This window comes from Halioglobus sp. D3-4 (genome assembly GCF_055809315.1).
Genome location: NZ_CM147907.1, coordinates 3,880,240 through 3,893,301, shown reverse-complemented (window position 1 = coordinate 3,893,301; position 13,062 = coordinate 3,880,240). Strand labels below are relative to the sequence as shown.

Annotated in this window: 11 protein-coding genes; 4 read left to right on the top strand and 7 right to left on the bottom strand. The window is 56.6% G+C overall.

Annotated features, from left to right (window positions below; translation table 11 throughout):
• Positions 1 to 288 precede the first annotated feature (288 nt).
• Complete coding sequence (gene rfbA, locus AC0L6S_RS17095; RefSeq protein ID WP_473425317.1) at positions 289 to 1,188, top strand: glucose-1-phosphate thymidylyltransferase RfbA; 900 nt, start codon at positions 289 to 291, stop codon at positions 1,186 to 1,188.
• On the top strand, positions 1,185 to 1,733 hold the full coding sequence (gene rfbC / locus AC0L6S_RS17090; RefSeq protein ID WP_473425316.1) for a dTDP-4-dehydrorhamnose 3,5-epimerase: 549 nt from the start codon (positions 1,185 to 1,187) through the stop codon (positions 1,731 to 1,733). The genes rfbA and rfbC overlap by 4 nt, the downstream gene beginning before the upstream one ends.
• Positions 1,734 to 1,808: 75 nt before the next feature.
• Here the strand turns inward: rfbC and AC0L6S_RS17085 are convergent, their stop codons facing one another.
• Positions 1,809 to 2,936, bottom strand: coding sequence for a Rieske 2Fe-2S domain-containing protein (locus tag AC0L6S_RS17085; protein WP_473425315.1), 1,128 nt, complete (start codon positions 2,934 to 2,936; stop codon positions 1,809 to 1,811).
• A 131-nt stretch (positions 2,937 to 3,067) separates the two neighbouring features.
• On the opposite strand from AC0L6S_RS17085, the gene AC0L6S_RS17080 reads away from it, so the two are divergent.
• Positions 3,068 to 3,511 carry a MarR family winged helix-turn-helix transcriptional regulator gene (locus AC0L6S_RS17080; protein WP_473425314.1) on the top strand — a complete coding sequence of 148 codons (444 nt, stop codon included), beginning with the start codon at positions 3,068 to 3,070 and terminating at the stop codon, positions 3,509 to 3,511.
• Between the two features lie 12 nt (positions 3,512 to 3,523).
• On the opposite strand, the gene rfbB is transcribed toward AC0L6S_RS17080, so the two are convergent.
• Together rfbB and rfbD are read right to left on the bottom strand one after the other, a co-directional pair.
• On the bottom strand, positions 3,524 to 4,591 hold the full coding sequence (gene rfbB, locus AC0L6S_RS17075) for a dTDP-glucose 4,6-dehydratase (RefSeq protein WP_473425313.1): 1,068 nt from the start codon (positions 4,589 to 4,591) through the stop codon (positions 3,524 to 3,526).
• Complete coding sequence (gene rfbD, locus AC0L6S_RS17070) at positions 4,584 to 5,471, bottom strand: dTDP-4-dehydrorhamnose reductase (protein ID WP_473425312.1); 888 nt, start codon at positions 5,469 to 5,471, stop codon at positions 4,584 to 4,586. The genes rfbB and rfbD overlap by 8 nt, the downstream gene beginning before the upstream one ends.
• A gap of 175 nt (positions 5,472 to 5,646) precedes the next feature.
• Between rfbD and AC0L6S_RS17065 the strand changes: the two genes are divergently transcribed.
• Positions 5,647 to 6,435: a lipopolysaccharide kinase InaA family protein gene (locus tag AC0L6S_RS17065; protein ID WP_473425311.1), complete on the top strand. Its 789-nt coding sequence runs from the start codon at positions 5,647 to 5,649 to the stop codon at positions 6,433 to 6,435.
• Positions 6,436 to 6,451: 16 nt separating this feature from the next.
• Here the strand turns inward: AC0L6S_RS17065 and AC0L6S_RS17060 are convergent, their stop codons facing one another.
• From AC0L6S_RS17060 to tfpB, 4 genes are all read right to left on the bottom strand, one after another.
• A complete protein-coding gene (locus AC0L6S_RS17060) occupies positions 6,452 to 7,216 on the bottom strand; it encodes a lipopolysaccharide kinase InaA family protein (protein ID WP_473425310.1) in 765 nt (254 codons plus the stop codon).
• Positions 7,217 to 7,299: 83 nt separating this feature from the next.
• Positions 7,300 to 8,226, bottom strand: a complete 927-nt coding sequence (locus AC0L6S_RS17055) for a branched-chain amino acid transaminase (RefSeq protein ID WP_473425309.1) — start codon at positions 8,224 to 8,226, stop codon at positions 7,300 to 7,302.
• A gap of 14 nt (positions 8,227 to 8,240) precedes the next feature.
• A complete protein-coding gene (glnE, locus tag AC0L6S_RS17050; protein ID WP_473425308.1) occupies positions 8,241 to 11,138 on the bottom strand; it encodes a bifunctional [glutamate--ammonia ligase]-adenylyl-L-tyrosine phosphorylase/[glutamate--ammonia-ligase] adenylyltransferase in 2,898 nt (965 codons plus the stop codon).
• Positions 11,139 to 11,165: 27 nt separating this feature from the next.
• Complete coding sequence (tfpB, locus tag AC0L6S_RS17045; protein WP_473425307.1) at positions 11,166 to 12,941, bottom strand: type IV pilus assembly ATPase TfpB; 1,776 nt, start codon at positions 12,939 to 12,941, stop codon at positions 11,166 to 11,168.
• Positions 12,942 to 13,062 lie beyond the last annotated feature (121 nt).

Sequence of the window (13,062 nt, the reverse complement as noted above, 5' to 3'; positions counted from 1 at the left end):
GATAAGGAATGAATACGTGGGATTATTACGCAGATTCGGGACGCCAGCCTGCCATGAATAGCACTGACTTACTCGAAATCCAGTATCAGAAGGGGCTAGATTCTAATCAGCTACTGGTTAAAAATCCACCCCCGCGACTTTTCACCGGAATACCAATCTGAACCAGAGCGATAGTTAGCACCAATTGCGAGGATTGAGAATCCGGCCACAGACTGGGCGCCTATGGTTCGCCATTCGCACAGTGATGCCGCTATAATCTTGGTGATTTTGTAGCCAGGATAACACCAAATGACACCCAAACCCTACAAGGGCCTGATTCTTGCGGGCGGGTCAGGCACCCGCCTGCACCCCCTGACCAGCACTGTCAGCAAACAATTGATGCCGGTTTACGACAAGCCGATGATCTACTATCCGCTGGCCACCCTGATGCTGGCCGGCATCCGCGATATCCTGATCATTACCACGCCACGCGATCAGGTCGCGTTCAGTGAATTGCTGGGCGATGGCTCCAATTGGGGAATTAACATTCAGTATACCGTCCAGCCCAGCCCGGACGGACTGGCCCAGGCATTCATTCTGGGCGAGGAGTTCATCGGCAATTCCCCGGCCAGCCTGGTGCTGGGTGACAATATCTTCTACGGCGGGGGCTTTTCGCAGAAACTGACGAGCGCCGCCAGCCGCGATACCGGTGCTTCCGTCTTCGCTTACTACGTACACGACCCGGAGCGCTACGGCGTGGTGAGCTTTGACAAAAACGGTGTCGCCGAGAATATTGAAGAGAAACCGGCCAATCCGCGCTCTCACTACGCGGTCACCGGCCTGTACTTCTACGATAATGACGTCGTCGATATCGCCAAAGCTGTGCAGCCCTCACACCGCGGCGAGCTGGAAATCACCGATATCAACAAAGCCTATCTCGAGCGCGGTGATCTGCGCGTAGAGGTCATGAGCCGAGGCACCGCCTGGCTGGATACCGGCACCCACAACTCCCTGCTGGATGCCGCCAACTTTATCCGCGTTGTGGAGGAGCGCCAGGGCCTGAAAATTGCCTGCCCTGAGGAAGTTGCCTACCGCAAGGGTTACATTGATGCCGAACAGTTGCTGGCACTGGCGGCGCCGCTAGAGAAAAGCGGCTATGGCCTCTACCTGAAGAACCTGCTGAGGGAAGAAGGGGTAGTGTTCGCATGAAGTTTATAGAAACACCGCTAAAGGATGTCCATATTCTGGAGCCCGCCGTTTTTGGTGATGAGCGCGGCTTTTTCCAGGAGACCTGGAACCGCGAAAAGTTTCGCGAAGCCGGTTTTGATCTCGATTTTGTGCAGGACAACCACAGCCGCTCCGCTCGGGGCATCCTGAGAGGCCTGCATTTTCAGACAGAGCACACCCAGGGCAAACTCGTGAGGGTCACGTCCGGGGAAGTCTTCGATGTAGCCGTCGATCTGCGCAAGAGTTCACCGACGCTGGGGAAATGGTTTGGCCTGAGCCTCAGCGCAGAAAACCACCGTATGCTGTGGGTTCCACCGGGGTTTGCGCACGGTTTCTACGTGACCTCAGAGTACGCGGATTTCCTCTACAAGTGCACGGGCAAATACCATCCCGCCAGCGAACAGACACTGGCATGGGACGACCCGACGGTGGGGATTGAGTGGCCAATTCCCGAGGGAGAGAGCCCACTATTGTCCGCCAAGGATGGAGAAGGCCACAATTGGGAAGACTGCCCGCGCTTTGATTGAGTACTGTGGGCCGGCTGGCCAGAGCCAACTCACTTGGTGAAGAAGGCTCTTATTAACATGACCGGTCTCATGTACTCATTGCGAGGTGAGTGGGGCATATTGGAAGCAATCGTCCTCAAAGTCTCCTCCCTTATGCTGACTCGCATCAGGAAAACCCGGAACAGGTGCGATGCCATCTAGCTGTTTTTGTACAATGGCGGCATCTTCGCGAGGCATATAAAACTGATTGACCCACTTTCGAAGTGTTCTGAAACGCCCGTCATGGGGTGTTTGAATGACCTTTATGGCGGGCTCTTTATTCTTCCATACTTCAAAATCAGCGCGAAACGTCTCCAAACCGCCCGCTTGCTCTTCACGAGCAGTCGCTATCTCTGATTCAGTCGGGGCGCTCGAACCGGCGAGTGTAAGCACCGCGTGCCACGCTTTGCTTATGCCATCTTGCACTGGCGTATTTGCTATGAACTCGTAACGAACCGTGTCTTGATACTGTTGTTTTGACAGTAGAATTCCAGTCCCGGTGTACCAAGTCACCGTTTTTAAATGGGCTTTGTAGAAGTCGATGAACCCCCCTTGTCGCTGAACAACCTGAGAGCCTATAAATTCATTCTCCAGATATTCACAGGGAGCCCCATGGGTAGGCCCTAAATGATGAACATCAGCCATATTGTCAAGAATTTCGATTTGATGAATCGCTATTTCTCCGAGGTGGTCCAACTGCCAATGAATCGCCTCGGGAGCATCCCAGGCAGGAAGGTATGGAGGTTCAAATTCTGGAGCTAGTCCCTCGGGATCGTGCCACATTAGGACGCACCCCATTATCTCGCGGACCGGATAAGAAGCGATTGAAAGTCGCTCCAGAGCAAAATCCTTTTCATACGGTATCTCTTCCACGCCGCCATCAGCCCCATACTTCCATCCGTGGTAGGGGCATCGAATAGAATCTCCTTCAACGTTTGCACCGGTCTTGACGATATGCGCCGAGGTACTCTTGGCTAGATGCGCCTTCATATGCAGACAGTAGGCGTCAAGCATCACCACCCGATTCGATTCGCCACGATAAAGTACGTAGTCGCGACCAAAAAAAGTAACCGCTATAGGAGCACTTTGAAGGTCGCTACTCTCAGCAACCACAAACCAACCGCGTGGAAACGTGAACGGCCCAAGCCCGTAGTCGGCGGCAACAGCCTTTATTCTCTCTGACATTTCAGAACCCTCAAGCAAATTGTGTATGCTCAAAATATACTTGTATAATACAAATATTGGTATATACAAATATATGGTTAGGTCTTCTAAGTTATACTCAGCTCATAAAATCGGATCGAATCGAGTCGCCAATGGATGTTTCCAAGTCAATCACTTACCACGTCACGAAAACGGGCAACATACTGCGCCGGTTAACGGCCAAGAAAATTCGGGATGCAGGACTCGACATCACACCGGAGGAATCTGTGCTCCTGAACCAGTTGTGGGATCGAGATGAACAAGGCCTCTCGGAATTGGCTCAATGGTCAGTAAAAGAGCCCTCGACTCTAACGAGACAGATTGATGGCCTTGTAACAAAGGGGTACGTGAAGCGCAAGCAAGTATCTACTGATCGTAGAAACATAGAGGTGAAACTCACCCCAAAAGGAAAAGCATTGGAAGCAAAATTTGAAAGTACTGGTATCAGACAATTGGATGTGGATTTTGTCGGCAGTATAGGCGGGAGCTCAACCAGCCTATTGGAAATTCTATCACGTATTCGAGAAGCGGCTTTAGAAGAGCTGAGCGAGAAGTGAGGCGCTCCACCGTCACTCCGGCAACAGCGGCCGCCACCATTCCTCATTAGCCAGATACCAATCGAGGGTACGCTGCAGGCCTGTTTCAAAGCTCTCGTGAGGTAGGTATCCCAGCTCATCCATGATCCGGGTGGCATCAATCGCATAGCGCCAATCGTGTCCGGCGCGATCCTCGACAAACTTGATTAGATCGCGGGCGCTGCGACCGGAGCTGCCTGGCGCATCGGGAAAGCGTTCAGCCAGCGACGCATCATCGGCAAAACGTGCGTCAAGCTGGTCACACAATAGATGCACAATATCGAGATTATTCCACTCATTGTTGCCGCCGATATTGTAGGTTTCTCCCACCTCGCCCTTCTCCAGTACCAGTTCGATGCCACGGCAGTGATCCTCGACGTACAACCAGTCGCGGATATTACTGCCATCGCCATAGACCGGCAGCGCTCTGCCGCGGAGGATGTTGGTGAGGCACAGTGGAACCAGTTTTTCCGGAAAGTGGTAGGGGCCGTAGTTATTGGAGCAATTGCTGGTGCTCACCTGCATACCATAGGTATGGTGGTAGGCTCTCACCAGGTGATCTGAAGCGGCCTTACTGGCGGAATACGGCGAGTTGGGTTCGTATTTCTGCTGCTCGTGAAACCCCGGTGCATCAATGCTCAGCGAGCCGTATACCTCGTCGGTAGAGACATGGTGAAAGCGGTGCGGCACTGCCTCAGCGCCTGACATCCAGACTTCCCGCGCCGCTTTGAGCAAGGTGTGCGTGCCGACGATATTGGTTTCGATAAATGCATCCGGGCCTGTAATCGAGCGATCCACATGGCTCTCGGCCGCAAAGTGCACCACCGTATCAACACTGTGCTCACGCAGTGTCTTCAGCACACTGTCGTAATCACAGATGTCAGCGTGCACAAAGCTGAAGTTCGCATTGTCGCGCAACGGATCGAGGTTGGCGCGGTTGCCCGCATAGGTTAGCGCGTCGTACGCCACTACCTTGTCCTCGGGATGGTGTTGCATCCAGTAGTGCACAAAGTTGGCACCGATAAAACCGGCGGCACCGGTTACCAAGAGAGATTTAGGCATCCGCCTGCTCCTTATAATCCGCGAGCATGGCACGCAATTGCTGGCGCCAGTGGACGCCCTCCACCGCGAAATCATGCCAACTGCTTGTCTTGTCCAACACGCTATAGGCCGGACGTTGCGCCGGCGTGGGATACTCTGCTGCAGCGATCGGTCGTATCTTCACCGGATTTGTCAGCAAGCCGAGCGCCACAGCCTCTTCGTGAATGGCAACGGCAAAGTCATACCAACTGCATACCCCGGCGTCGCTCCAGTGGTATATGCCCTGCAGCTGAGGTCGCGCTGCTGCGGCCCAAACTGCTTCGGCCAAACCGTGGGCCCAGGTCGGTGTTCCCACCTGATCGCTGACAACACCCAGCTCATCGCGCTCGCTCATCAGGCGCAACATCGTCTTCACGAAATTGCCGCCAAAACTTGAGTACACCCAACCCGTTCGCAGGATGAGCGCCTCCGGCAGCGCGCGCTTTACCGCCAGCTCACCCTCGAGCTTGCTGCGACCGTATTCTCCCAGCGGAGCGGTCGCCGACTCTGGCAAATAGGGCGTGGAGGCGCTGCCGTCAAATACAAAATCGGTCGAAACATGAATAAAACGCAGCTCGTGCTGGGCACAGGCGGCGGCCACGACTGCGGGGGCTTCGGCATTACCGCGGTGAGCGGCGGCCGCTTCCGACTCCGCTTTATCTACCGCGGTATAGGCGGCCGCATTAACAACCAATTGCGGTGCAAGCTCTGCAAGACACGCGGCGACGGCGTCCGCGTCCGCTATATCCAGCTGCGCGCGCGTCATCGCCACGCATTCCACATCGGCTGGCACGGTACGCTGTAGCTCGCGCCCGAGCTGCCCACCGGCACCCAGCACCAATACTTTTTGCTTCAAACCCATCCCTCTGTGTCCGCGCCTTTGGCATCGTGCCCGTATTACTGCCCCGGGAAGTAGTGCCGTACCGGCCGCCATTTTTCTTTGTCTGCCATGATAACCTCACGCTCCGCCCGTGACCACTGCGTCGGGCGAAGTGACGCAGTAAAAGCGCACCCGAACCCGGGCTCGACGTAGTATAGTGAGACTGCCGTATTTTGCGAGGTACACCGCGATTAGCAAGAGCTCCGACGCAGACAAGTTACACGAGTGGGCACTTCAGTTATCAGACGACTATTTGCCCGACGGGTGGGAGAGGGTAAAAAGCTCCCCATTCACCCGTGTCGCGCGCAATCCCAAGAGACAGCTTTATTACAAGCAGTACCTTACGCGCAGTCCTGCATTCAAACTCAAGGCGCAGGTCAGGGGGAGCCGGGCCACGCGCGCCCGCCTCAATGCGGAGGCGCTGCTGCTTGCAGGCATCGATGCACCGCACAATGTGCTATGGGGCAAGCTTCCCGCTGGCGGGGAATACCTGTTTACCGTGGAGGTACCGGGCGACAGTATTACTCACTGGTTACTTGATGCGACAACCGCTCACGATAGGGACACGCTGCGCTTGCGGCGGCAGCTGCTAGTGGAACTCGGCACATTTATTGGCAGGGTGCACGCGACAGGCTTTATTCATGGCAATCTGACTCCGGACAATATACTGGCTGTCCGGTTGCAGGAGCAATTCCGCTTCACCCTGATGAACAACGAGCGCAACAGCCGCAGAGTACCTACACCGGGAAGGTTATTGTTGCGTAACCTGATTCAATTGAACACAGTGTCGCCGGACAATGTCGGCCGCACGGACCGCATGCGTTTCTTTCGCGCCTGGCGGCGACAAATGCGCGAGTTATCCCTGGTGGAGGCCAAAATTCTTGCGGTGGAATCTTATCGACGGGCACTGCGGCGCCTACCCGGTAAAACTGGAGACGCGCACTGAAAGTGCACGCGGACGATTAGATCAGCCGCTGTCCGTACCCATCCGTCATATGCTGGCCGCGGATCCGGTAGAGAGGCCGAATCATGCTCTCGACAACTTCTCGCCGGCTGCCCGGCACGCCGTCCAGATAGGAACCCAGAAATTGTTCATACAGTTTCAAGCCGATACCCAGTTCCTCGGCATTGGCGGTAAAACGGGCCAGGTCTTTCGCCTGCGGAACCCCTCCTACGCGACATTTTCGGGTCTCGTTGAAATCTGTCAGATAGACGCGTTGGCCGTTCCAGAACAGATTGACCCAGCGGCAATCACCGTACACATAGCCCGCGGCGTGCAATGCCGCAAGCGACTCTCCGGTAGCGCGCATCACCGCGCCAAAATCGTCTTCGTCGGAACGGCTCAACCACAGTTCAGCGAGATTGCCTCCTTCAGAGAAACCCTCGGACACCACAAGGGTACCTTGGGCCACCGTCAGGTATGCCAGTTGATCCGGTAGGGCAAGGCCTTTTTGCCGCAAAGCTGTTGCCCTGCGGTAGTTTTTTACTGACTGCGATCTACCCAGGTAATACAGTAATTTACGTTTAAACGAACTAAAGCGGTAAAGCTTGAGATAAGCCAGTTCACCTTCCACTCGCAACAACCCGGACAGGCTGTCGACCGTGCTGTTGAGAATCCGGGTGTTTTCCTCCATCCATTCGGCAGCTCCCTCCGGGTACTCCGTCAAGTGCTCCTGCAAACGCTCAGCCCACACATCACCGCGCTTGATCGTTACTTTACCCGCCATGATTGAATCTTCCGTTTTCGCAAATTGGGAGGGATGCCATCATGCTGGTTAATATACCGTGTCCTCGCCGGATACAAAACCTGTCAGGCCACGGGCTCCAGCCACTCACTATTTTGCTGTCGGTTGCCGCGCACGGAATCAAAGTACATCGTCTGCAGTTTTTCTGTCAGCGGCCCGCGACTGCCAGTTCCTATAGTGCGACCATCCAGCATACGAATGGGCACCACCTCCGCAGCAGTGCCAGTAAAGAACGCTTCATCTGCCACATAGACTTCATCGCGTGTGATGCGCTTTTCCCGGATCTGGTAACCCAGCTCTTCTGCCAGCACAAAAATCGCATCGCGTGTGATCCCCTCGAGGCACGATGTCAGCTCAGGCGTATAAATTTTGTCGTCGCGAACAATAAAAACGTTTTCGCCACTGCCCTCTGCAACATAGCCTTCGTTATCCAGCAGCAGAGCTTCCTCGGCACCGCTCTCGACAGCTTCACGCAGCGCTAGCAGCGAGTTGATATAGTTGCCGTTGGCCTTGGCCTTGCACATTGAAATGTTCACATGGTGGCGGGTGTAAGAAGACGTGCGAACCTTGATGCCGCGGTCACGGGCTTCGGGGTCCATGTACGAGGGCCATTCCCAGGCCGCCACCATGACGTGAGTGCGCAGGTTATCCGCACGCAGGCCCATACCCTCTGAGCCGTAGAAACACATCGGCCGCAGATAGCCTTCCTCCAGGCCATTCAATCGCACCACATCTTTCTGCGCCTGGTTCAGGGTGTCTTTATCAAACGGAATAGACATACCCAAAATATGGGCTGAGCGAAACAGGCGATCGGTGTGTTCCTGCAATCGGAAGATACACGTGCCCTTGTCGGCGGTTTTATAGGCCCGCACGCCCTCGAACACACCCAGACCGTAGTGAAATGTATGAGTCAGCACATGCACCTTGGCCTCGCGCCAGGGTACCATCTCTCCATCCATCCAGATTAGACCATCACGATCGGCCAGACTCATCACATTACTCCTGTTCATTCTTCTATATTGTCATTTAGCAAATACGGCGCAAAAAGCTGCTGCCACTTGTTGCTGACGGCTGTTCGCTCTTCCACAAAGCGACCCTGGGGTACAGTACCCGGTTGCTGCTGCAGGGATAGTTGGTGGGCAGCGGAACGATAGTCCAGATAAGCCTGTGTCAGCGCATCACACTCCTGCCGCTCGAACAAACCTTCCCGGCCCAGAGCTTCGATAATACGGACATTGTCGGACCAACGCGCCAGCTCGGGCACACGGTGCGACCACGCCAAGACCGCATATTGCACCATAAATTCTATATCTACGATACCTCCCGACCCCTGTTTTAGGTTAAATTCCCCATCTTCCGGCTTCTCGTTCGGTAGTAAGTGCTCACGCATCTTTCCTCGCATCGCAAGCACCTCGAGTGCCAGTGCACCCTCATCGCGTGGCTGGCGCAACACCTCTTCCCGCAGTGCCATCACCGCGTCTGCCACCGCCGGGTCTCCGGCGACAAACCGGGCCCGCACCAGCGCCTGGTGCTCCCATGTCCAGGCCGAGTCCAGCTGATAGCTGCGAAATGCAGACACCGTGCTCACCAGCATGCCGGATTGCCCCGACGGGCGTAGTCGCATATCGACCTCGTACAACTGGCCCATCGTCATGCGCGTCTCCAGAATGTGGATCATCCGCTGGCCCAACCGGGTGTAGAACACCGCATTGTCGATACTGTGCTCGCCGTCGGTAACGCCGCCCTTTTTGGCGTCATAGATAAAGACAAGGTCCAGGTCCGATCCGTAACCGAGCTCAATGCCACCCAGCTTACCGTAGCCAAATACGGCAAAGCCCTCACCACTGGCCTCCCGCTCTGGCTGCCCGTATTTGCTGGTGAGATCAGCCCAGGCGACACTCAACACCTTCTCCAGAATGACCTCTGCAATCCATGTAAGTTTGTCACTGACCTGCATCACCGGCAGGCGGCCGACCAGTTCACTCGCCGCCACCCGCAGTACTTGCGACGCCTTAAAATAGCGCAGCGCATCCATCTGCGCTTCAAGGTCATCCTCCGCCAGGCGCGCCACCTGCTGGCGCAGTTCATCGCGCAGCAATTCCTTATCCGGCGCCGTATAGAGGCTGGCGCGATCCAGCAGTTCATCCAGCAGTACCGGGTTGCGCGTCAACTGATCGGAGATCCAGGGGCTGGCCGCACACAGCGCTACCAGCTCAGCCAGCGCTGGCGGGTTTTCCAGCAATAACACCAGATACACGCTGCGCCGGATAACAGCTGTGACCAGAGGAAGCACCCGCTCCACGGCGAGATCCGGGTCGGAGAGATCGGCGCAGGCGCGCAGTAACAGCGGCATGAACTGCTGCAGCCGTTCGCGGCCCTGAGCCTGTTGGGCCAATACACGCGGACTCTGCTGTAACGCCTCCAGTGCTTCCAGTGTCTCCAACGGACGCAAAAAGCCGAATGCTTGCAGCGACTCTTCGCACAAACCGTCTCCCCACAGCGACTCCTCTTCCTCGGCACTCACCGGGTCGGCGTCTTCCGGATCGGCGATCAAATCCCTGAAATGGCCTGCGACCACATCGCGCTGTGCCTCCAGTGCAGACAGGTAGCTGTCCCAGTCGCTATAACCCATCACGTGGGCCATCGCGGCCTGCGGCAGCTCCGCCTGCGGCAGCTCCTGGCTTTGCTTATCCTGGTATCCCTGAATGGCGTGTTCGCTGTCGCGCAAAAAAAGGTAGGCCGAACGCAGCTCTGCCGCGGCCTCCGCCGGCAGACACCCCAACGTCACACATTCGTCCAGTATCAACAGTAATTCGCGCTGTTGCAGGCCGAGATCACGGCCGCCGCGAATCAGCTGAAAACACTGTGCGATAAACTCCACCTCGCGAATACCGCCGTGGCCCAGTTTTACATTGCCCTGCAGGCCCTTGCGCCGCACTTCGGTATTGATCATCTGCTTCATGCTGCGCAGGCTATCTATCACACCAAAATCAATATACCGCCGGTAAACAAACGGCTTCAGCATGTCCATCAGCTCTTGCGCACACTCGGGATCGCCCGTGACAGGTCGCGCCTTGATCAGCGCGTAGCGCTCCCAGTCGCGACCCTGTTCCTGGTAATAGCCCTCCAGTGCGGCGAAGTTGTGAGCCAGCGCGCCACTCTCGCCATACGGGCGCAGACGCATATCCACCCGGAAGACAAACCCGTCCACCGTGAGCTGATCGAGCGCACTGATGAGCGCGCGCCCCACGCGCGTGAAAAACTCCTCATTGCTGATTGAGTGCTCTGTTGAATCGGTCACCCCGGCCTCGGGGTAGGTAAATATCAGGTCTATGTCGGAAGAGATATTCAGCTCGCGTGCGCCCAGTTTACCCATGGCCAGCACGATCAATTCTTGTGGCTCATCGCTGTTCTTGCCGCGAGGCACACCGAATCGCGCCTGCTGTTGCGCCTCACAGTATGCCAGTGCCTCGGCGATGGCAGCCTCCGCCAGCAGTGAGGTGTCGCGAACGGTTTCCAGAGTATCAGCAAGACGACAGAAATCGCGCCAGACAATGCGCAGCATGTGGCGCATGCGAAAATGGCGCAGCACTGGAGCGAGTTCTACGTCTTCGCCAGACAGCAATTGTCGCAATTCGCTGCGATAGCTGTCCTCGGCAAGACTTTGTTGCAACATACCGCTCGACGCCAGATCGAGCAAAAGCTGCGGCTGCCGCCGCAGCAACTCAGCGACAAAAGGACTGCAGGCCAGTACCCGGGGGAGCTGCGTCGCTTCAGGTTCCCGTTGTGACAGTTCGGCCAGTCGCGCCACCAGTGCCTTGTCAGCACGCTCCAGCAGATATTCCCAGGCGCGCTCGGCCTCCGCGGCCAGCGCGGCCGGTAATCTCGAAGTATTGAGTGTCATTGAAGGCCGCAGGGATTTAACAAGCGGTCAAGCATCAATCAAGGGAGCCACGCGCATGACTTCCTCGATGGTTGTCTCGCCGCGCGCTACGCGCGCTGCACCGCTGAGCCGTAACGTCTGCATACCTTGACCCATCGCGATTTCACGAATCTTGTTGGTGTTGAGCTGGCCGCGTATCTGAGCCTGCACTTCGCGGCTGTTGACCAACACCTCGTAGATACCCTGACGGCCGGTATAGCCGGTTTCCCGGCAGTGGATACAACCCACCGGGCGCGCTATCTGTGTCGGCGGCTCCATGTCCCAGGGCTGGGTGAGCTGCTGCCAGGCGTCGAGATCTAGCTGACCATATTCCTTGCAGTGCGAGCACAGTATCCGCACCAGGCGCTGTGACATAATCCCACGCACGGTAGCCCGGATGAGATAGGGCGGTGCGCCCAGTTCCATCAACCGCGAGATAGAGCTGGGCGAATCGTTGGTGTGCAGGGTCGACAGGACCAGGTGGCCCGTCAATGCCGCCTGAATCGCCATATTGGCTGTTTCCAGATCCCGAATCTCGCCCACCATGATGATGTCCGGGTCCTGTCTCATCAGGGCGCGCACACCAGTGGAGAAATTCAGATCAATCGCGTTGTTCACCTGCATCTGGTTAAACGCGCCCTCGACCATCTCGATCGGGTCTTCGATCGTGCAGACGTTCACCTCGGGCGTCGCCAGCTGGCGCAGCGTGGAATAAAGCGTCGTCGTTTTTCCGGATCCGGTAGGGCCGGTTACCAATACGATGCCATGGCCGCTGGACGTCATGTCGTGCCAGTGCTGCAAGTCGGCATCGGCCAGCCCCAGCTGTTCAAAGCTGCGCTGCAGGACGTCCGGGTCGAAGATTCGCATCACCAGCTTTTCACCGAACGCCGTGGGCAACGTGGCCAACCGCAGTTCCACTTCATTACCGTTGGGGGTGCGGGTTTTCAGGCGCCCATCCTGCGGCCTGCGCTTTTCAGCGACATCCATACGGCCGAGAATTTTCACCCGGCTACTGACCGCAGCACAGACATGCGCGGGCAACTCGTAGACGGTGTGCAGCACTCCGTCGATGCGAAAGCGCACGCTGCCCACATCGCGACGGGGCTCAATATGAATATCACTGGCGCGCTGCTCAAACGCATACTGCAACAACCAGTCGACAATTTTGACGATGTGCTGGTCATTGGCATCGAGTTCGTTCATCGTGCCCAGTTCCAGCATCTGCTCCAGGTTGCCGACACCGGCGGGGGCATTGGGGCGCTCATTGACACCCGCCCCCCGCACCGAGCTGGCCATGCTGTAGAACTCGCCCGTGTGTCGGGCAATCTCTCTTGGATCGGTTAACACACGCCGGATCGGCTTGCGCAACACATGCTCCAGATTACTCTCCCAGGCGCGCACATAGGGCTCGGCCGTGGCAATCACGACCTCTTTATCGTGCACCTCGACAGCCAGTATGCGATGGCGCTCGGCGAAAGCCCTGGACATCACCTCGGCCACAGCGGTGACGTTGATTTTTAGCGGGTCTATCCGAAACACCTCCTGACCAACCCGGTTCCCCAACCAGGCCAGCAAGCGCTCCATGGTCAGCAGTTTACCCGGCATGGAAGCGTCGTCCAGCTGCTGCTCTGCCAGGAATACAAGCGGGTGGACCTTCAGCTTGGTCGCCAGCCCGATCCGAATGAGATCCTGGTCGGTCAGCAGACCATCCGCATTCAAATCCTGCGCTACCGTGGACAAACTGAGGCGGTGTTCCAACAACTGTTCGCTAAACTTGCTCGTCATGTGCTCTTCGGTCTAGATTCACGATCTGTGATTTCAGGTCAGGTATGCTAACACACAGCGCCTCCTGCCGACGGCAATATCCCTCTCCGCCCGAGAGCAGAAAAACGCCGATACACGGCCA

Bases quoted from the DNA above. Each gene is read 5' to 3' on its own strand.
- rfbA (WP_473425317.1), top strand. From the start codon at position 289: ATGACACCCAAACCCTACAAGGGCCTGATTCTTGCGGGCGGGTCAGGC.
- rfbC (WP_473425316.1), top strand. From the start codon at position 1,185: ATGAAGTTTATAGAAACACCGCTAAAGGATGTCCATATTCTGGAGCCC.
- AC0L6S_RS17085 (WP_473425315.1), bottom strand. From the start codon at position 2,936: ATGTCAGAGAGAATAAAGGCTGTTGCCGCCGACTACGGGCTTGGGCCG.
- AC0L6S_RS17080 (WP_473425314.1), top strand. From the start codon at position 3,068: ATGGATGTTTCCAAGTCAATCACTTACCACGTCACGAAAACGGGCAAC.
- rfbB (WP_473425313.1), bottom strand. From the start codon at position 4,591: ATGCCTAAATCTCTCTTGGTAACCGGTGCCGCCGGTTTTATCGGTGCC.
- rfbD (WP_473425312.1), bottom strand. From the start codon at position 5,471: ATGGGTTTGAAGCAAAAAGTATTGGTGCTGGGTGCCGGTGGGCAGCTC.
- AC0L6S_RS17060 (WP_473425310.1), bottom strand. From the start codon at position 7,216: ATGGCGGGTAAAGTAACGATCAAGCGCGGTGATGTGTGGGCTGAGCGT.
- AC0L6S_RS17055 (WP_473425309.1), bottom strand. From the start codon at position 8,226: ATGAGTCTGGCCGATCGTGATGGTCTAATCTGGATGGATGGAGAGATG.
- glnE (WP_473425308.1), bottom strand. From the start codon at position 11,138: ATGACACTCAATACTTCGAGATTACCGGCCGCGCTGGCCGCGGAGGCC.
- tfpB (WP_473425307.1), bottom strand. From the start codon at position 12,941: ATGACGAGCAAGTTTAGCGAACAGTTGTTGGAACACCGCCTCAGTTTG.